Here is a 20,351-nt window from a genome sequence, read left to right on the forward strand (position 1 = left end):
ACAACTGAGTTTGTAATAAAGCAGATGGATTAATAAATGCAGTGTCTGTCCAGTTAAAAGTATAGTAATTTGTCTGAGCTCCATTTGCAGTACTTAGCAAAATTTCTCCGTTACATTCCATACAATGTGCATTTGTTAAATCATACGAAGGATTAAATGGTGCAGGCTCTACTACCTGATTGGTAACAATACCGCTACGACAACCCCAGGTATTAGTTGTTATAAGTGTAACATTATGTTGTTCACCTGTTGACCAGCTTACATAAATTGTATCCGAAACAGTTGTATTCAATATAACTGGTGATAAACTACCGTTTGTATATACCCATTCGTAATTTGTTATCATATAATCAACGTGACCAGGTAGCGGCCATGTGTTTGCTATTATCATAGAACTATCATGACGACATGCTGGCATTGTTGTAGTAAATGTACCACTTGGATGTGGAGCAAAATACAATCTTAAAGTATCACTGTTTACGCAACCTTCATGATTTTCCTGCCATATAAATTCTCTGTATTTTGGACCAGTTGCATTAAACACTGTATAACTTGTTCCTGTAATATACAAGCTATCGTTATATATTGTAGTTTGTTGTGGTCCGGTAGAATTATGGAAATGCACATTTGTAGGATCAAGCGAATACCAGTGTCCATCTCCTATTGAAGGAACAGCACCCATTTCGTAATTCAATCCGCAAACTGTATCTGTTTTTATGCGATGATTGTTACCAAATAATCCCGACCAGTAATTTGGTCCTGCATTGGCAACAGGCATTTCAATAAATTTAACAGGAACCACTTCAGAAGTATCACGACAAATACCATTTACTGTAATCCAGTAAAAATGATGATATCCGTAATAATCAACACCACCGGTATCGATTGATGCAATCGGACTTGGGTTTGTAGGTGATGGCGTAAACGTTGTTAACATAACTGTATCCATCCAATAACCACTGCCGTATGCAGGTTGTTGTGCGTTTAACAATGTATACACTGGTCCGCAAACTACCGAATCAGCAGGATCTACCAAGTGTTCAGCTGTCTGAATACTGCTAAAATAAACATTAACAGAATCGTATCCTGTACATACACCGTTATTCTCAAACCAATACATTGTTATGGTGTCATTTTCAGAAGGCCAGCGAATCCAAGAATTAGCAGAGTCCTGATAAGCTGGTGTGTATGTTCCATTATCGCCATTATAATATGCTATTCCGGAAGGACCGCTCCATGTACCATTTGCTACACTTGTTGTTGCATGAATATTTGCAAATCTTCCGCATACAGAGAAGTCAAGACCAGCATCTGGCATTGGAACAATTTTAAATTCAACACTTACGGTGTCTCTATCAGAACAAACTGTATGTGCTGCATTAGATTCTTTCCATACAAACTGATAAGTTCCGTATTCAGTAACTGTTACATCTGATAATGGATCGTTAGGTGATACAAAATTAGCAGAGCCACCTACAGGACCTGAGATAGTTGACCAGATACCAACCGGATTATCAATACTCCAATTTGCTTCTAAATCATATGCCTTGCCACAAATTGAGGTGTCTTTTCCAGCATAAGTTACCGGAACATCATAATAAGTAATCCTTACAGTATCGCTACCTGAGCATCCGATTCCATTTTGAGCAATAAAAACCAAATAATACTCACCAACTGAAAAATGGTATGCAGAATTTCCCATTAACGAAACATCAGCTGTTGCATTATATGGTGTTGGTGGAAGTCCGGCTGTAATAACAGGACCAGTTGGTAATGATGTCCAATATGCATTTACTATTCCGCTACCAATAGTATCCGGGTTCATTATTGCAATTGTACCGCAAACATCTTGAGGAGGTCCGGCCTCGGCATGAGGGGGGCGGGTAAATGTAACACTTACAGGATCCGTATCGGTACAGTTTCCATTTAGTGCATGCCAGGTAAATGAGGTAGAATATGTTGTTCCCGAATAGCTTGGTATAACAATACCTGTTTCAGCATGATCGAAACCATCAATGTATATAACACCCAATGGACCAGTCCAATATCCAGAGTAAGTACTATCTGCAGATAAAGTGTATCTGTTACCACATGCAGTAGCATCAGGTCCTGCATCTGCAACCGGAACCTGCATAAACTCTATGTTAATTGTGTCTTTACTAACACATCCTGTATTTGTTTCTGTCCAGATATATTGGAATGTACCATATCCTGGAGCTATTACAGATGATCCGGGACTTGAAGGAGTTATTACACCTGCGCCAGCCCATGATCCTGTACCCGGAGTACTCATTTGTGCTATCATTGTATAATTAAGTCCACATACAGCAGTATCTGTTCCGCCATGAGCAACCGGATCCTGAATAAATGTTAAAGTAACAACATCCAAAGAATCACAAGGTCCGTTAACCTCATTCCATTGATAGGTATATGTTCCGGGTTGTGTTACGTTTACTTCAGAATATGTAAGATGATTGTTTCCTCCTCCGTAAGTCGAAATACCTGGACCTGTTAATTGTGTCCATGTACCTGTATAACTTGGATTGTCGGGATCTACTGCCTGAAATTGACCTGAAAGACCGCAGAATGATAAATTTGGACCAGCATCAGGTGTTGGAATAACGCAGCAATTGGGAGTTCCTGCACCTAGTACCTGTATAAACTGTTGTATTGTATCACCTGGGCATCCATTTGCAGCAACTGTTTGCAAAGAGACCATATATGTTCCGGCAGCATACCAGGTAATTGTAAATGGACCAGCTGTTCCAGCAGTTCCAGATAAAATTGTTCCTCCGCCAAAATTCCATGGGAAAACTGAACCACCAGTTCCAAGATAATTTATAGTTGCAGCTTCACCAGCACAAATTGGTGTAGAGAGTGTAAAATTAGAAGTTGGTGTTGCGTTTACCGTAATATTAATACCATCTGTCACGGTAGCTCCGCATGCGTCTGTTGCTGTAACAGTATATGAATGAGTTCCAACAGGTGGACTTATTGTAATATTCGAATTGCTTGGTAAACCTCCACTCCATGCTAATGTTAATGGTGCAATACCTCCCGAGGCCGCGACACTAAAGTTTACTGGTTGCGCCCCATCGCAAATAGTCTGATCTGACGTGACTGTTGCCTGAACGGGAGTGTTATCAATAATATTTAATGTAATATCTTCGGTTCCACATGGTGATGTTTGAACATGAAGTACTACAGTTTCAGTTCCCTCGGTTAATCCATCCATAATGGAATTAATAATAATTCCAACAGAATCTGAACCGGCAGGAATTGTCACTGAAGTTGGTATTGTAGTGTAATCAGTGCCAGGTATTGCAGTTCCGCCAATAGTATAGTTTACAACTATTGGAGTTGTTGCTGGATGATCTAGTGTAAAGCTAATAATTCCATCGGTACAACCTTCAATTGCACTTAAACCTAATGCAGGGTTTGTGTAATAAGCACCTAAACCAATTGCGTCTGCCTGAAAACTGTTTGCTTCAAGAAAAACTCCTGAGTCGTAAGCACCATCGCCAATGTCACTAATAGCAAGTTTTATATGGTATTGTTGACAAGGTACAACGTTTACTGTAGCTGTAAGAGGTGTTGTAAATCCATCAAAGCAAATAGTAGATCCTGTATTGTTAACATAATACACGTTATATGAAAGTGAAGTACAGCCCGTAGTGGTTCCATAAGATCCGGGAAATCCACTATTTACAGAGTTAATTGTTACAGGAAGTGTAGTTCCTGGTATTATAGCAATATTTTGATTTGTATAAGTTCCCCCTAACGGATTAGGACCTGAAACAAAAAATCCGAATGCATCATTAAAGTTTGAACAAACATATTCTGGGTATTCTTCAGAACCAAATACATATCTAAAATTTACAACATTTGAAAGAGGAATAAAATCGAATTCCAATACAACTGCATCATAAGAAGTAAAACCACCTGAAAGTGCAGCAAGCAAGGGGTCGCCTGCACCACTTAATGAGTTACTCAAAAAATATCCGTTTGCATTAGGCACATTTGCAAATCCGCCTGTTGACATTATTACCCCACTTGTTAAACCTAAATTTGTAGTATTTCCATTAGAAAATGATCCTAAGCAGTTTGTAGGACCAGTTGCTGTAACATTTGTTACAGTAACTCCATTACCTACAAGCACAGTCTGAACAAGGTTATTAGGAGTCATACCTCCAGCAACTGCTAATTGTCCAAAACTTTGAACAGAGCAAAATAATGAACAAATAAGAGCTATTGAACAGAGCTTAATTATAGTTTTCATATTCATTATTAATTTAAATTATCAACGTCGGAGTTAACGTTATCAATAACTAGCTGTGATACCTTCATTAGTTTAAACATATTTTTAAAATATGGGATATCTGAAAATTCATAAAAAATTCCACTAGCCTGCCAATTGCTGGTTCCTGCAATGGGGATCATGTTAAATTCCTCAACACCACGATAACCTCTTATGAATTTAATCAGATTATCAGCATGTTTTTGGTTTTCTATTCCCGAAATTTCAAAAGAAAGCAAATGTTTTCCGTTGTTGTTTGAAGTAAAAATACTGCCTTCAGTTTTTGATATTTTTGCAGTTAGTCCAATATTTTGGGCAATAATGCTATTTCCCGAAAAAAGAAACAATACTGCGATTGCAAAAAATAAAAATGGAGTTTTCATATTTAAGGTATTTATATTTTTGATTTTATATATATAAGTCAATTAACTAGTACATTTGGTTGCCTGCAAACTAAAAAAAAAGTCATTATTTTTAATGTTTTTTTTAATTGTCTGAGGACTAACAATTTTAAAAAATTTCCGAAATATACAAAATATCATAAATTTATGCAAAGTTTACGATATTTGAAGATTATTTTATTATTCAAAAAATAAACATATGAAACGACTACTTGTTTTATCACTTTTGATGCTTTTTTGTTCAACCTTATTTTCGCAGGAAGAAAATACTGAAGCTGAAGATAGTCTAGGACTTTCGGTTTTTCTTGCACCTTTTTTTGAAACAACATCAATGGTAAAGCAGACAAATTATATTGGTGGTATGGGTGGAGTATTTGTGTCTGAAAATGTAATCATTGGTGGATTTGGAAAAGCGATGACATCCTTTTTTAGAGTTGATAGTGCATACAATGAAAAAACAAAACTGATGGAAAGAGATTTAGAGTTGGATCTTGGTGGTGGGGGATTGGTTTTTGGTTATATGTTTATGCCTTCAAAAAAAATTCATCCTGTTATTATGCTTTGGACAGGTGGTGGAAGCATCTCATTAAGCGATAAAACCAAAACAAGAATTAAAGATTTGTATGATGACTTTTTTCTTTTTAACGGTACTTTTGAAATTGATTATCGTCCGTTAAAATTTTTAAGTTTAGGCGTGGGCGTACATTACCAAATGGTTTCAGGTTTAAAACTTTACGGGTATACAAATAATGATTTTAACGGAGCTGGTCTTTTTGTAAATTTAAAAATTGGCTCTTTTGAAAGGGATTAGATTAGGTGAAAAATTGCTGAATAATGCAATTATTTGTATTATCTTAAGTTGATGCTTGCTTCAATAGTTGAAAAGAACAGATTAAAAATAATTTATTTCTTTTTTATCACCTGTTTCAAATTCTTTAATTTTTGAAAGTAAATTATTGGCTAATCTGCTAGCACCTAATCTGAACCATTCAGGGGTTAGCCATTTATCACCTAAAACTTCTTTTACAATTGCAAAATAAACAAGTGCTTGTTCTGGAGTTACTACTCCACCGGCAGGTTTTATCCCAACCATTCTTCCGGTTTTTTCAAAATAGTCTTTAATGGCAGTAACCATAACTAAAACTGCTTCTGGAGTTGCAGCAGGTTCCATTTTTCCAGTGGAAGTTTTAATAAAGTCTGCACCAGCTTCCATTGACAACATACTTGCAAGATAAATTTCATCAAATGAGGAAAGTGCTCCGGTTTCAAGTATAACTTTTACGTGAGCTTTTCCGGCTGCTGCTTTTATTAATGTAACTTCGTTTGCAACTGATTGGTAATCTTTTTCTAAAAATTTTCCAACCGAAATTACCATATCTACTTCATCTGCACCTTTTTCAACAGCAATGCTAGTTTCTGATAATTTTATTGAAATGAATGTTTGTGAAGAAGGGAATCCTCCAACAACCGATGCAATATTTACATTTTTTGCCTTAAGTGTTTTTCTAACAAGTCCAACAAAGGAAGGATAAATACAAATTGCTGCAACGTTCGGAAAATCAGAAAAATTTTCAGAAAAGTTATTTACTTTTTCACAAAAATCGCGAACTTTTGCGTCGTTATCTGTTGTATTTAAAGTAGTAAGATCAATAAGGCTGAAAACGGTTTTTAAATTTCCAATATTTGATAATTTTTCAGATTCTTTTGCAATTCTTGCTGTTTCAGCTAATATAAATTCTTTTTGGAGTAACATAATTTTATTTTTTATGCTCAAAAGTACATGTTTTTGACTTAAAAAAATAAATGTAATAATTGAAGTTTGATTTTTAATTTAATATATTTGTATACTAAATCGATTAAACTATTTAATTATGAAAACAATAATGCTATTTATTCTGTTTGCGGTTTTTGGTCTAACAACATATGCTCAATACAATTGTTATGGTACAAGATACAACGATAGTCTTTTTGATGTAACCGTTACATCAGATGTGCTTTATGGGAACAATTTACTTTATACAGGTGTTGCAACAGATTTGCATATGGATATTTATCAGCCTACAGGCGATACAGCATTAATGCGTCCATTAATAATTTTTGCACCTAAAGGAAGCTTTTTACAGGAAGATAAAGCAGAGTGGACAATGCAGCAACTTTGTTTAAAATTTGCGCATATGGGTTATGTAACAGCTGCAATTGACTATAGGGTTGGAATAAATTATACACTTGCTTTTCAAAATCCCAATAGAGAGTTTTCTTTAGCTGTAATGCGTGCTTATCATGATTACAAAGCAGCGATTAGGTTTTTTAGAAAAGATGCTGCAACAACTAACACATATAAAATTGATCCGAATATGATAATTGCAGGAGGAAGTTCAGCAGGTGCAATAACAGCTGTGCACGTTGCTTATTTAGATCAGCTTTCAGAAATTCCGGCAGTTATTGACACAACGGGTTTAGGTGGAATTGAGGGACACAGCGGAAACTCAGGTTATTCAAGTCAGGTAAACTATGTTGTTAATCTTTGTGGGGCAATTGCAGATACATCATGGATTAATTCTGGTAATATTCCGTTAATAAGTATGCATGGTAATTTGGATACTGAAGTTCCTTACGGCTCTGCAGTAATTTCTATGGTAATTCCAATAACTGAAGTTGATGGAAGTGCATCTATAAATCTAAGAACAAATACAGTTGGAATAGAGAACCCGTTTCATACTTTTTTAGGACAGGCACACATTCCTTATGATCCCAATGCAGGAGGCAGTTATCTTTTGTATATGGATACTGTTATTAATTATGTTAAGACTAACTTATATAACTGGATTTGTACTAGTACAGGTGTTACTGAAAATAATTTGTTGCCGTTTGTTCAGGTTTATCCAAACCCTATGCAAAATGAGCTTAATATTAATTTGAATAATAATATTTGTGATGGCGTCTCTGTTTATGTGTATGATGTTATGGGAAATATTTGTTTAGTAGAAGAATTACAAAATAAAGAAACCATTCTTAGTATTAACAATTTGCCTGAAGGGATATATCTGATTAAGATAAAAACTCAAACAAGTGTTAATACTTATAAGATAATAAAGTCTTTATAAACGATACGCAATATAAATTTTACTAAAGCACTCATATTAGTTTAACAACAGTTTGGTATATTAGTTATTTTTATACCTTCGCGTTGTTAAAACAAATTATATGAGATTAACTTTTACTTTGTTTTTAATTATTGGTATTGCCTTTTCATCATTTTCTCAGGATTATATTGTTAAGAGTACTGGCGATACAATATATTGTAATATTTCACAAATTAGTAAATATTATTTAAAGTATAAATTAGATAAAACAATTCACTTTCTGTCAACAGATAGTATTGCTGGTTATAAAGTTGAAATTTTTGATTATGTGGAAATTGACAATAAGGAGTTAGTAAATAGTATTATTGGCAATCCACCCAAAAAATACATTTTTGCTATTAGTCCAGGTATTGGTGAGAATCATGGCATTGGTGGGTTAAAAGTACTTTTAGGTCAAAATGCATCTTCAGGTATTTTCGGTTGTGTGGGATACGGAATAATGTCAGTTTTTTGGAAGTTTGGCTTACAGGCAAATTATAAATGGTTTTATATGGCAGCATCTATTGGTACAATGAAATTTTATGAGATAGGTACTATGGTATATAAAACCAATGTTATTAACGGGTTAACTATTGAAACCGGACTCCTTATAAATTTAACAAAGAATAAAAGATTTTTTATTCAGCTTGGTGTTGGGTATAACATTCCGATTGAGGAGGTTAGACCTAATTCATCTTTTTATTTTGGTCCATTATACATGGTAGATTTTTCTGGCGTAAGACCTGACTTGGGAATAGGAGTAAGGTTCTGATTTTATTCCATTAACTTATCAATAATTTTTTGCAATCTTTTTAGTCTGGTTTCTTCTTTTTTTGCGTCGTTAAGCCACATTACCCATTCTTTTTTATGACTGTATGACATTTTGTTAAATTTTTCCTCAGCTAAAGGAAATTCTTTCAGTAAAAGAATAAGATCATTAGGAATATCAACCGTTCTTTTGTCTTTATCTTCTTCTATAACAACGTTTATAATATCTCCCGGGTTTTTGTTTATAGCTTTTCTTACCTCCTTATTTAGCCCGATTAAATGACAATGATGACCCATCTTAACAAGTGAACCGCGATATAAAAATCCGTCAAACCAGGCTTTAACTTTTACTTGTCCTTTTTTTCCAAACTCTTTTTCTGTATCATAGGGAAATTCAATAAAACCTGAATCTAATTGTTTGTGCTTAATAATTAAAGCTTCAAATTTGTATTGTTTCATATGTTGTTATTTACAATTTCTGTCTTTCCAGTTATATTTAACGACTATTGAAAGTATTGAGATTAGTGAAGTATACATATAATAAATCATCTGTAATGGCACAAAAAACCATAGTAAATATTTTTGCCTGTAAAAACTAGCAGCAAGGAAAAGTATAGCAAAATCGATAATTGACTTTACTGCTAAAAGAAAAATAAAAGCGTAAATTATATGGTGGTTAAAAGCAGAATAAATGAGTAAACACGTCAATAAAATATTTATTGATAAAACAGAGAATGAAGTTATTACTGATGTGCTATTTTTATAACCTTTTGCTTTTGATGCCCACCTAATTCTTTGATTAAAAAATGCAATAATTCCCGATGGAGGAGATGTAGAAACAATAGCATCTTCAGAAAAAATAAAACGAATTTTATCTTTAGGTAAAATATTTATGGCATTGTGAAGAAAAAAAACATCATCGCCCGAAGCATATTTTTTTCCAGTTTCTTCGGAAATATTAATCCATGTTTTTTTTGAAAATGCGAGATTAGCTCCATTACAAAGAAAAGGATTGTTCATCTCTGCCGCCCCGGCTCCGACTGCCTGTAAACTTAGAAAATCCAGCGAAAAGATTTGCTGAAAAATGTTTTTTGATGCAATTTGTTTTACTGGTCCGATAATAAAATCTGCATGTTCAGAATTATAAAAAGAAACAATTGTTTCTACCCATTTTACTTCCGGAATACAATCTGCATCAGTGGCAAGTATCAAATCACCTTTTGAAAGGTTAACTGCAGTAGCAATGGCAACTTTTTTACCAATTTCATTTTTATTTAATGTAAAAAGTGAACAATTAATAAATTTATTTTCCCGAATTATTTCTGCAGTTTTATCAGTAGAATGATCGTCAATAATTATTATTTCAAAATTGCGATATGTTTGTAACGATAAAGCTTTAAGTAGATTTAGGATATTTTTTTCTTCGTTTCTGGCAGCTATTATTATAGAAACAAAAGGTTTTAAATCAGCAGTTTGATTTTTATATGTTTTATACTTAATCCAGCCTATACAAAAATAGCCAATAACTAAAGTATAAAGCAGAGAAATAACAATAACTATAATCCAAATGAAAGTCATTTTAACTAATGCGTAAAAATGTTTAAATTTACACCAATAAATTAAATTAGATTTAGGATTTAAAATAAATCAGAAATCAGCTAAAATTCAATATTATAGTTATGAAAGATGATAAAATTCTTGATGTAAGTAACGATGTAAAGTGGATTGGAATTCTAGATAAAGACCTTGTTACTTTTGATGTAGTGATGGAAACCAAATTTGGTACAACTTATAATTCATATTTTATTAATGCTGATAAAAAAGTAATTGTTGAGACTGCCAAAGAAAAATATTTTGATACTTATCTCGAAAAACTAAAGAAAGTGGTTGCCCCTGAAAGTATTGATTATATTGTGATGAATCATACCGAACCCGATCATTCTGGTTGTTTAAGGCATCTTTTGCAGATTGCACCTCAGGCAACGGTTGTTGGTAGTGGAAACGCAATTCGTTACTTACAGGATATTATTGGTGTCCCTTTTAAATCCTTACAAGTAAAAGATGGTGATACTTTAAGTCTTGGAAATAAAACTCTACGTTTTATGTCAACTCCGAATTTACATTGGCCCGATACAATGTTTACATATCTGGAAGAAGACAAACTTTTATTTACATGTGATTCATTTGGTGCACATTTTTGCGATCAGCAAATGTTTGACGATCTTGTTCCAAATTACGATGAGGCATTCGAATATTATTTTGACGTTATAATTAAACCTTATAGCAGATTTATGCTTAAGGCAATCGATAAAATTAAGCCTCTTGACATAAAAACAATATGTACAGGACATGGTCCTATTCTCCGTTCACACTGGAAAAAATATGTTGATTATGCTGCAGAATTATCATCAAAATATTTGGATTCAATAAAGGGCGATGAGAAAAATGTGTTAATTGCTTTTGTTTCTGCATATGGTTATACGCGCGAGATGGCAGAAGCTTTTGCCGAAGGAATAAGGAAAACAAATTGCACTATTACTGTTGACCTGGCTGATGTTGAAAGTATGTCGTTAGGCGAGATTGATGCTAAATTAACAAAATGTAATGGATTAATTGTTGGTTCACCAACTCTTAACCAAAATATTATGTTGCCTGTTTACAAAGTTTTTTCGATGATAAATCCTATTCGTGAACGTGGTAAGCCTGCCATGTCTTTTGGTTCATACGGATGGAGTGGCGAAGCTGTGAAAATTATTGATGCCTCTTTAAAAAGTTTAAAGCTTAATGTTATTCGTGATGGAATTGCAATAAAGTTTTTTCCTTTTGGCGAAACAAGAAATATACTTGTAGAGGAAGGTCGAAAATTTGCAAAAGCTGTAATTACTCAACCCGAACAGGTTAATTGCGACTAGTAAAATGAAAGAATCTCAACGCAAAAGTGCATTGCATGTAAACTCAGGTATAGAACAACCTTCGAGTGTTAATGCTGAAAGCGTAAAGAATATTCGTGAAAAAAGAAAAAATAAATTATTAGCAAAAGATTATACAAATGAAATTCTAAATGGAAACAGAACTGTTTTAAGCCAGGCAATTACTCTGGTAGAAAGCACTCTGCCTGAACATCAGGATTTGTCAAGAGAAATTGTTGAAAGCTGTTTGCTGCATTCAGGAAAATCAATTAGAATAGGTATTTCCGGAGTGCCAGGTGTTGGTAAAAGTACTTTTATTGAAGCTTTCGGAAAACAACTTACAAAACAAGGATTTAAACTTGCTGTTTTAGCAATCGACCCAAGTAGCGAAAGATCAAAAGGAAGTATATTGGGTGATAAAACCCGAATGGAAGATCTGGCAAATGACCCAAATGCATTTATTCGCCCAAGTCCTTCTTCGGGGACACTTGGTGGTGTTGCACGAAAAACACGCGAAGCAATAATTTTATGCGAGGCTGCTGGTTTCGATGTTGTATTTGTTGAAACCGTAGGTGTAGGACAATCAGAAACTGTTGTTAATTATATGGTAGATATGTTTTTGTTGCTTATGCTTGCAGGTGCAGGCGACGAATTACAGGGAATAAAACGGGGTATAATGGAAATGGCGGATATTATTGCAATAAACAAAGCCGACGGAACAAATATTAAAAAAGCAGAACTTGCCGTAAGCGAATATAGAAATGCATTACATTTATTTCCTGCAAAAGACTCGGGTTGGATGCCACAGGTGGTTACATGTTCTTCTATAACAAATCACGGGATATATGAGTTGTGGGATTTAACAAAACAATATTTTGATAAGGTAAAGGAGTCAGATCATTTTAAAATAAGAAGAAATTTTCAGTCAAAATACTGGATGTACGAAGTTATTTTTGAAAGGCTTAAAGAGAATTTTTTAAACCAGCCCGAGGTTAAATTGAAATTAAACGAGATGGAACAAAAAGTTTTATCTGGAGAAATATCTTCTGTTGCAGCTGCAAATATTATTATTGGAAAAAAATAATTGTTACTCTGACAATATTTGAGTGGTAGGTAATTGCTTTTTTGGTATTTAAAATACATATTTTAACCCAACCATATATCATTTTTGTTTTTAACTAAAAAATCTATAAGTTTGAGTTTTAAACCTCAAATAATCTTATGGCATCAAAAATTTTCAAAAGGAAACCTATAGGCGAACTGCTCAAAGAGACCGAAAGTGAGAATAGCCTTAAAAAAACACTTACAGCAACAGCTCTTATTGCACTTGGTGTGGGAGCCATTATTGGTGCTGGGTTATTTGTAAGAACAGCCTCGGCAGCTGCAAATAATGCAGGCCCTGCAGTTACAATTGGATTTATTATAGCCGGCATTGGTTGTCTTTTAGCTGGACTTTGTTATGCAGAATTTGCATCCATGATTCCTGTTGCTGGTAGTGCATATACATACTCATATACAACAATGGGTGAAATGGTTGCATGGATTATCGGTTGGGATTTAGTTCTCGAATACGCACTAGGAGCAGCAACTGTAAGTATTGCATGGAGCGAATATTTAAACAAATTACTTGGCTACTTTGATATGCGAGTCCCATATGAATGGAGCCATTCTCCATTTGAAATAAGCACATTGGGGACTCATGGAATAATGAATATTCCCGCTCTGTTAATTGTGTTTTTACTTACAGTTTTATTAATAAGAGGGGTAAGGGAATCGTCATTTGTTAATGCAATAATTGTTATAGTAAAAGTCGCCATAGTTGTTTTGTTTATCGGCTTCGGTTGGTCTTATATTAACCCAATTAATCATACTCCTTTTATTCCTGAAGCTACATTGTATACCGATTCTCAGGGAATATCTCATAACTTTGGTGGATTTTTAGGAATTTTAGGTGCTGCAGGTGTAGTGTTTTTTGCTTTTATAGGCTTTGATGCTGTTTCGACAGCAGCACAGGAAACAAAAAATCCCAAACGCGATATGCCAATAGGAATTCTTGGTTCATTAGCTATTTGTACAGTTCTTTATATTTTATTTGCATATGTTCTTACTGGTGTAGCAAGTGTTGAGGATTTTAGAACAGTAGGAAAAGAGGCTTCGGTTACATTTGCTGTTCAGACTTATATGCCTGGATTTAGTTGGCTTGCAACTTTAATAACAGTTGCAATTTTAGCTGGATTTTCTTCAGTAATTTTAGTAATGTTATACGGTCAGTCACGTGTCTTTTATTCTATGAGTAAAGATGGATTAGTGCCAAAAATATTTTCTGATGTACATAAAAAGTACAAAACACCATATAAATCAAATTGGTTGTTTTTAATTTTTGTTGGATTATTTGCCTCTTTTGTTCCACAAGATATTGTAGGAGATATGACAAGTATAGGAACTCTGTTTGCCTTTATATTAGTTTGCTTAGGTATATGGATTTTAAGAATAACTAATCCCGAAATTCCAAGAAAATTTAAAACTCCTGGGATATTTTATCTAAAAATTAAACAAGCCAAAATAATAATTCCAATAGTCCCAATTCTTGGTGTATTAGCCTGTGGAGCTATGATATTTGGATTAGGTCCTGCTAATTGGTATAGGTTATTGGCATGGATGGCTATTGGATTAATTATTTATTTTGCATACGGAATCAGAAAAAGTAAATTAAGAAAGTAATTTTATCGTATGGGCAAAGACGCAAATGTAGGCTTTCGTAAGAGTCTTAATTTATTCGACTCTACTGCAATAGTTATCGGGTCAATGATTGGCTCAGGAATTTTTATTGTAAGTTGTGATGTTGCCCGTACTTTAGGTTCACCTGGCTGGTTAATGATTACATGGCTTATAACAGGTGTTATGACAATTATTGCTGCACTTAGTTATGGAGAACTTGCTGGAATGATGCCAAGAGCAGGTGGACAATATGTTTATTTGCGTGAAGCATATAATCCGTTATTCGGATTTTTATATGGATGGACACTCTTTCTTGTAATTCAAACAGGTACTATTGCTGCTGTTGCAATGGCATTTGCAAAATATTCAGGTGTGCTTTTTCCCTGGATTTCTGAAAAAAATACCTGGTTAACGATTGGATCATTAAAATTTAACACTGTTCATATTATTGCTATTTCATCTATCGCAATACTTACATGGATAAATATGCGTGGTGTTAAACAAGGTAAAATATTACAAAATTTTTTCACCTCTACTAAAGTTATAGTAATTTTAGTGCTTATTGTTTTTGGATTTCTTCTAATGGGCAACAGCTCAGCTGCCAGCGTTAATAGCGGATATTTCTGGGATGCAATGTCAAACAAGAATGGAGTTGAAACTCCACTAACAGGTTTATTGCTTTTAACTGCTATTGGAACTGCAATGGTTGGTACTATTTTCACCTCTGACGCATGGAATAATGTAACATTTACCGGAAGTGAAATTATTAATCCGAAAAGAAATATTCCTCTTAGTTTATTTTTAGGGACATTAATAGTAACCTGTATATATATGCTAATGAATTATATTTACATTCAACTATTACCATTAAGAGGAACTCCCGAAGGATTAACAGTATTTGAAAAAGGTATACAGTTTGCAACAAATGACAGATTAGGTTCTTCGGTTTTAAGTATTCCACTTGGTGAAATTGGGGCTGTTGTTATGGCTGCATTTATTATGATTTCAACTTTTGGTTGCAATAATGGATTAATACTTTCCGGTTCACGCGTTTATTACAGTATGGCTCAGGATGATTTATTTTTCAAAAAAACTGGCAAACTAAATTCAAAAGGTGTTCCGGCTGCCGCTCTTGTAATACAAGGCATTTGGGCATCGCTACTTTGCCTCTCGGGAAGCTACGGACAACTATTGGATTATGTTGTTTTTGCTGTACTTATATTTTATGTTCTTACAATTGTTGGAATTTATATTTTGCGAAAAAAACAACCAAATGCTGAAAGACCATACAAAGCTTTTGGATATCCAATTCTTCCTGCTGTTTATATTATTGCCGCAATTGCCTTAATGGTAGATTTGCTAATCTACAAACCTGAATTTACATGGCCAGGACTAGGAATAGTTTGTATGGGAATTCCAGTATATTTTATCTGGAAAATCTTTAAAAAGAAAAAATAATTATTACTTATTATTTGTTATAATACTTTACTCTAATATATTTTATTTACTAACCCATCAATATCATGAACGAAAATAATATAAAATTATTCATTGCATTTTTAATTGAAAGCATTGAAAACAATAGCTTTGTTAAACTGGCGTTAATGAATAAACGGGTTAAAACAAATGACTTAAATACCGTTACTGCTAAACTTGTAAAAATTAAAGATGAATATAAATTATCATTTATATATAGATATCCTACAAAAGATATTACAAAGAATTATTCTGTTTTTGAAAGCCGAAATATTATTGAACAACTTTTAGAAACGTATTTTTTTCAGGCAGATATTTACACATTAAAAAGTGACTGGTTTTTATCAGTTAATAAAAACAATATTGTTTCAATAAGAAAAAAGGCACCAACAAGTATTGAGCAGCCAAAGCTAACTCACGATGAAATTAAAAATCGCATAATTGTAGCAGAAAATAATATATACTTAAGGGAGCTTGGCGTAACAACTGCTGATTGGCAGGTTAAAACAAGCATGCAGGATAAATTCAGGCAGATAAATAAGTATGTTGAAATTATTGATGGAATTTTAAGAAATGCAAATCTGGATAAATCTTTAAGTGTAGTTGATATGGGAGCTGGTAAGGGTTACCTTACATTTGCATTGTATGATTATTTGCTTAATACTTTAAATAAATCTCCTGAAATTATTGGCGTTGAGCTAAGGGAAGAGTTGGTTGATGATTGCAATGTTATTGCAAAAAAGGCTGAGTTTAACAATTTGCATTTTAAATCGGGAACTATAAAAGAAATTGAATTAAGCAAAGTCGATTTATTAATTGCGCTTCATGCCTGTGATACTGCTACTGATGATGCTATTTTCAGAGGAATTAAATCAAATGCTAAAATAATTATTTGTGCACCTTGTTGTCATAAACAGGTTAGAAAACAAATGAATCCGACAGATGGTTTAAAATTAATTAGTCAGTATGGTATTTTAAAAGAAAGACAGGCAGAAATAATAACTGATGCAATACGAGCTTTAATACTGGAGGCATATGGATATAAAACTAAGGTTTTTGAATTTATTTCTACAGAACATACTCCAAAAAATGTTTTAATAGTTGGTGTAAAGCAAAGCGAAAAAAGCATTCCTGATAATGAAATGTTAAAACAAATAGAAAGAATTAAGAATATTCATGGAGTTGAATTTCATTATCTTGAGAAGTTGCTTTCTACAACTATTTAATAATTTAATCAAATTGCAAACATTCATCGGTATTTGTAATACCGATTTATTGTGTACTCACTCTCATCTTGCTGGTGAGTTATTATAAAATAATTTAGCAATTTGTTTTTTCGCACAGGTTGAAAGTCCTGACAGTATTTAGGATTTTACCAACCCATTGCCATAACAATAAGCTCGGCAATGTCGTAATTAAAAATTTCTTCTTCTTTGTTTTTATATTTCAGACCATCTGTAAGCATTACCATGCAAAACGGACATGAGGTTGCAATTATATTCGCACCTGTTGCTAAAACATCTTCGGTTCTTTCAATAAAAACTTCTTTATTTCCCTTTTCAGCTTCTTTAAACATTTGTCCGCCACCAGCACCACAGCAAAGAGCAAAGCTTTTATTTCTTTTCATTTCAACTTTAGTAGATGGTATAGCTTCAAGTACTTTTCTTGGAGCAGTGTATTCTCCGTTTGCTCTTCCTAAATAACAAGGATCATGAAATGTAATGGATTTTTCGGCAAATTTATCAGAAGTTATTTTTAGTGTTCCGTTTTCAATAAATGCTTGTAAAAACTGAGTGTAATTAATTACTTCGTAATTTCCTCCCAAATCAGGGTAGTCATTTTTAAAAATATTATAACAATGTGGACAAATAGTAATAATCTTTTTTACATTGTATCTTGTAAATGTACCGATATTGGTTAACGCTTGCATTTGGTAAAGCATTTCATTTCCTGCACGACGGGCAGGATCACCTGTACATGTTTCCTCTTTTCCAAGTACAGCATAACTTACATTTAAGTTATGTAATATTTTTGTAAAAGCTCTGGATACTTTTTTATATCTGTCGTCAAATGCACCGGCACAGCCAACCCAAAACAAATATTCTGGTTGTTGTCCTTTTGCAGTTACATCTGCCATTACTGGAATTTCTATATTCATTTCTTATATTATATTAAATTCTAATAAACTAATTTGTTGTTAAATCATTTGCCCATAACAATCTGTCTTCTGGTGAAAATGGCCAAGGAGCTCCATTGTTTTCAATATTGGTAAACATAACATTAAGTCCTGTAGGAGCGGCAGATTCTTCCATTACGAGGAATCGTCTCATAAAAACAATCATTTCAGGATGATTAATATTTACAGGACATTCCTGTGCGCATGAATTACAGGTAGTACAAGCCCAAAGCTCTTCAGTTGTAATATAGTCGCGAAGTAAAGATTTGTTATCGTTATAATTTTTTCCTTCTTTTAAAATATGGGGTGCTTTTTCATTCATTCTTTTTCTTAAATCAATCATGATTTTTCTTGGAGAAAGCATTTTTCCTGTAATATTAGCAGGGCATGAAGCAGTACATCTTCCGCATTGTGTACATGCTAGCGAATCTAAATAATTTTTCCAGGTTACATCTTCAACATCTTTTACTCCGAATCTTTCTATTTCGCTTACTGGCTCGGTTGGTGCTGCAAATGCTAAGTTTGGATCCATCATTAATTTTACTTCCTTTGTTATATTATCCATATTTGGCAATTTTCCTAATGGTTCAATTCTACTGAAAAACACATTAGGGATAGACATAAACACATGAAAATGCTTGGAATAAGGCAAAATATTCATAAAAAGAAATATTACCCCTATATGAGTCCACCAGTTAATTTCATATGCTCTTAATAATATAGTATGGTCTAAGGATGTGAAAAACTGCCCGAATAATGCGTTAATAGGATAAAGTGTTCTGCTTTCTTCAAGATTCATTGCCGAATAAAGAATATTCATCCAGATTAATGTTACCATTAACACAAAAATCAAGGACAATGCAAAATTTGCATCAGAATGCGATCTGCGCTTCATTTCTATTCCTTCAAATCTTGTTACGGTTAAAAATACTCTTCTAACAAAGAATACGCACACTGCAATTAAAATTATCCATGAAAAAACATCACCCGAGATAGAAATAATCTGATAAATAAAGTCAAAAGATGAAAGTGATTTTTCTATGCCGGTAAAGCCGTCAATAATTATCTCAACACTTCCAAAAAGAATTACAATAAATCCCCAGAAAACAAGAGCATGAAGTAAGCCAATAACCGGTCGTCTTAAAATTTTTGTTTGGAAAATTGCCACAGTAATTGTTTTGTAAAGTCTTTTTCCTAATGGACCTTTTTTATGGTTTTTAGTAAGCTTTAAAAAAGAATAAATTCGAAGTAACGAATAACCTAAAATTCCAAATGAAATTATAGTAGCAGTAATGAAAACAATTTGCTTTATCATAAGATTATATGGTTAAACCATGATTAAAGGCAGAACTTATATGTTAAATTTGTAATAATTTTGTAATATTAATTATTATTAAAGTCATGAGCAAAAAAATTATTCTAACAATTAATCCAGGTTCTACTTCAACAAAAATTGCTTTGTATAGTTCGAATGATGTTGTGTTTTTAAAAAACATCAAACACACTAGTGAAGAGCTAGATAAGTTTGAAAGAATTTGTGACCAGTATGAATTCAGAAAAGATATTATTGTTAAAGAACTAATTTTTGCACATATTGATATTAATTCAATTCAGGCAATTGTAGCACGTGGTGGACTGGTAAAACCCATTCCATCTGGAGTATATGAGGTAAATGAAAGATTAAAAGAAGATTTAAAAGCCGGTATTCAAGGTCAACATGCTAGTAATTTAGGAGGATTAATTGCCGACGACTTGATAAAGCAAATACCTGGTTGCAAGGCGTTTATTGCAGATCCTGTAGTTGTAGATGAACTTGAACCAATTGCAAGAATTTCAGGTCATCCGCAATTTCAAAGATTCTCGATCTTTCATGCATTAAACCAGAAAGCTATTGCCAGAATGCATGCTTTAGCAATTGGAAGAATTTATGAAGAAATGAATTTAATCGTTGTACACCTTGGTGGAGGAGTTAGTATTGGTGCGCATAAAAACGGACGAGTAATAGATGTAAATCAGGCACTTGATGGTGAAGGTCCTTTCTCTCCTGAAAGAAGTGGAACATTACCAGCCGGAGATTTAGTTAAACTTTGCTTTAGTGGTCAATATAAGGAAAAAGAGATTCTAAAAATGATTACAGGTAAAGGTGGTTTTGTTGCTTATCTTGGAACTAACAGCGCTTATGAAGTTGAACAAAAAGCAAATGCCGGTGATACAGATGCAATTATGATACAGGAAGCAATGGCTTATCAGGTTTCAAAAGAAATTGGAGCAATGTGCGCTGTATTAGAAGGAAAAGTTGATGCAATCTTACTTACCGGTGGAATAGCTTATAACAGAACATTTGTTAATTACGTAAAATCAAAAGTTGGACATATTGCAACAGTTGGCGTATATCCCGGTGAAGACGAAATGCGTTCTTTAGCTATGAATGGCTTAAGAGTATTAGAAGGAGAAACAGAATTAAAAGTTTATGAATAAACTTTT

General features: G+C 33.4%; 16 protein-coding genes. 9 read left to right on the forward strand and 7 right to left on the reverse strand.

The annotated features are described in order from the left end of the window. Together HY951_14445 and HY951_14450 are read right to left on the reverse strand one after the other, a co-directional pair. On the reverse strand, positions 1–4,279 hold a 4,279-nt coding region (locus tag HY951_14445), incomplete at its 3' end, for a choice-of-anchor L domain-containing protein (GenBank protein MBI5541262.1). An 8-nt stretch (positions 4,280–4,287) separates the two neighbouring features. After that, positions 4,288–4,680: a hypothetical protein gene (locus tag HY951_14450; GenBank protein ID MBI5541263.1), complete on the reverse strand. Its 393-nt coding sequence runs from the start codon at positions 4,678–4,680 to the stop codon at positions 4,288–4,290. A gap of 217 nt (positions 4,681–4,897) precedes the next feature. Between HY951_14450 and HY951_14455 the strand changes: the two genes are divergently transcribed. Further along, positions 4,898–5,509 (forward strand): hypothetical protein, encoded by a 612-nt coding sequence (locus HY951_14455; protein ID MBI5541264.1) that lies wholly within the window; start codon positions 4,898–4,900, stop codon positions 5,507–5,509. 81 nt (positions 5,510–5,590) lie between these two features. Here HY951_14455 and deoC read toward each other — a convergent pair whose 3' ends face one another. Continuing rightward, a complete protein-coding gene (gene deoC / locus HY951_14460) occupies positions 5,591–6,451 on the reverse strand; it encodes a deoxyribose-phosphate aldolase (protein ID MBI5541265.1) in 861 nt (286 codons plus the stop codon). Between the two features lie 118 nt (positions 6,452–6,569). Here deoC and HY951_14465 point away from each other — a divergent pair, with 118 nt between their 5' ends. Then, positions 6,570–7,802: a T9SS type A sorting domain-containing protein gene (locus tag HY951_14465; protein MBI5541266.1), complete on the forward strand. Its 1,233-nt coding sequence runs from the start codon at positions 6,570–6,572 to the stop codon at positions 7,800–7,802. 100 nt (positions 7,803–7,902) lie between these two features. Then, positions 7,903–8,592, forward strand: a complete 690-nt coding sequence (locus HY951_14470; GenBank protein ID MBI5541267.1) for a hypothetical protein — start codon at positions 7,903–7,905, stop codon at positions 8,590–8,592. A gap of 2 nt (positions 8,593–8,594) precedes the next feature. On the opposite strand, the gene HY951_14475 is transcribed toward HY951_14470, so the two are convergent. After that, the gene (locus HY951_14475; GenBank protein MBI5541268.1) at positions 8,595–9,047 is read right to left on the reverse strand and encodes a DUF1905 domain-containing protein; all 453 of its coding nucleotides are present in this window, start codon (positions 9,045–9,047) and stop codon (positions 8,595–8,597) included. Between the two features lie 6 nt (positions 9,048–9,053). Further along, a complete protein-coding gene (locus tag HY951_14480) occupies positions 9,054–10,166 on the reverse strand; it encodes a glycosyltransferase (protein ID MBI5541269.1) in 1,113 nt (370 codons plus the stop codon). A gap of 101 nt (positions 10,167–10,267) precedes the next feature. Here HY951_14480 and HY951_14485 point away from each other — a divergent pair, with 101 nt between their 5' ends. The 5 genes from HY951_14485 to HY951_14505 all read left to right on the forward strand — a co-directional run bounded on the left by HY951_14485 (position 10,268) and on the right by HY951_14505 (position 16,917). Next, a complete protein-coding gene (locus HY951_14485) occupies positions 10,268–11,500 on the forward strand; it encodes an FprA family A-type flavoprotein (protein MBI5541270.1) in 1,233 nt (410 codons plus the stop codon). 4 nt (positions 11,501–11,504) lie between these two features. Continuing rightward, a complete protein-coding gene (gene meaB, locus HY951_14490) occupies positions 11,505–12,581 on the forward strand; it encodes a methylmalonyl Co-A mutase-associated GTPase MeaB (GenBank protein MBI5541271.1) in 1,077 nt (358 codons plus the stop codon). Between the two features lie 137 nt (positions 12,582–12,718). Further along, positions 12,719–14,218 (forward strand): amino acid permease, encoded by a 1,500-nt coding sequence (locus tag HY951_14495; protein ID MBI5541272.1) that lies wholly within the window; start codon positions 12,719–12,721, stop codon positions 14,216–14,218. 9 nt (positions 14,219–14,227) lie between these two features. Next, positions 14,228–15,673 carry an amino acid permease gene (locus HY951_14500; GenBank protein MBI5541273.1) on the forward strand — a complete coding sequence of 482 codons (1,446 nt, stop codon included), beginning with the start codon at positions 14,228–14,230 and terminating at the stop codon, positions 15,671–15,673. Between the two features lie 65 nt (positions 15,674–15,738). After that, entirely contained in the window at positions 15,739–16,917 is a 1,179-nt protein-coding gene (locus tag HY951_14505; protein MBI5541274.1) for an SAM-dependent methyltransferase, read from the forward strand. 146 nt (positions 16,918–17,063) lie between these two features. On the opposite strand, the gene HY951_14510 is transcribed toward HY951_14505, so the two are convergent. Further along, a complete protein-coding gene (locus tag HY951_14510) occupies positions 17,064–17,849 on the reverse strand; it encodes a (Fe-S)-binding protein (protein MBI5541275.1) in 786 nt (261 codons plus the stop codon). A gap of 28 nt (positions 17,850–17,877) precedes the next feature. Continuing rightward, a complete protein-coding gene (locus tag HY951_14515; GenBank protein ID MBI5541276.1) occupies positions 17,878–19,182 on the reverse strand; it encodes a (Fe-S)-binding protein in 1,305 nt (434 codons plus the stop codon). An 86-nt stretch (positions 19,183–19,268) separates the two neighbouring features. On the opposite strand from HY951_14515, the gene buk reads away from it, so the two are divergent. Continuing rightward, on the forward strand, positions 19,269–20,345 hold the full coding sequence (gene buk / locus HY951_14520; GenBank protein ID MBI5541277.1) for a butyrate kinase: 1,077 nt from the start codon (positions 19,269–19,271) through the stop codon (positions 20,343–20,345). Positions 20,346–20,351: the final 6 nt, after the last annotated feature.

It is taken from the genome of Bacteroidia bacterium, from assembly GCA_016218155.1.
GTDB lineage: Bacteria > Bacteroidota > Bacteroidia > Bacteroidales > GWA2-32-17 > GWA2-32-17.

Excerpts from the sequence above, each read along its gene's own strand:
- HY951_14450 (MBI5541263.1), bottom strand. The coding sequence starts at position 4,680 with ATGAAAACTCCATTTTTATTTTTTGCAATCGCAGTATTGTTTCTTTTT.
- HY951_14455 (MBI5541264.1), top strand. The coding sequence starts at position 4,898 with ATGAAACGACTACTTGTTTTATCACTTTTGATGCTTTTTTGTTCAACC.
- deoC (MBI5541265.1), bottom strand. The coding sequence starts at position 6,451 with ATGTTACTCCAAAAAGAATTTATATTAGCTGAAACAGCAAGAATTGCA.
- HY951_14465 (MBI5541266.1), top strand. The coding sequence starts at position 6,570 with ATGAAAACAATAATGCTATTTATTCTGTTTGCGGTTTTTGGTCTAACA.
- HY951_14470 (MBI5541267.1), top strand. The coding sequence starts at position 7,903 with ATGAGATTAACTTTTACTTTGTTTTTAATTATTGGTATTGCCTTTTCA.
- HY951_14475 (MBI5541268.1), bottom strand. The coding sequence starts at position 9,047 with ATGAAACAATACAAATTTGAAGCTTTAATTATTAAGCACAAACAATTA.
- HY951_14480 (MBI5541269.1), bottom strand. The coding sequence starts at position 10,166 with ATGACTTTCATTTGGATTATAGTTATTGTTATTTCTCTGCTTTATACT.
- HY951_14485 (MBI5541270.1), top strand. The coding sequence starts at position 10,268 with ATGAAAGATGATAAAATTCTTGATGTAAGTAACGATGTAAAGTGGATT.
- meaB (MBI5541271.1), top strand. The coding sequence starts at position 11,505 with ATGAAAGAATCTCAACGCAAAAGTGCATTGCATGTAAACTCAGGTATA.
- HY951_14495 (MBI5541272.1), top strand. The coding sequence starts at position 12,719 with ATGGCATCAAAAATTTTCAAAAGGAAACCTATAGGCGAACTGCTCAAA.
- HY951_14500 (MBI5541273.1), top strand. The coding sequence starts at position 14,228 with ATGGGCAAAGACGCAAATGTAGGCTTTCGTAAGAGTCTTAATTTATTC.
- HY951_14505 (MBI5541274.1), top strand. The coding sequence starts at position 15,739 with ATGAACGAAAATAATATAAAATTATTCATTGCATTTTTAATTGAAAGC.
- HY951_14510 (MBI5541275.1), bottom strand. The coding sequence starts at position 17,849 with ATGAATATAGAAATTCCAGTAATGGCAGATGTAACTGCAAAAGGACAA.
- HY951_14515 (MBI5541276.1), bottom strand. The coding sequence starts at position 19,182 with ATGATAAAGCAAATTGTTTTCATTACTGCTACTATAATTTCATTTGGA.
- buk (MBI5541277.1), top strand. The coding sequence starts at position 19,269 with ATGAGCAAAAAAATTATTCTAACAATTAATCCAGGTTCTACTTCAACA.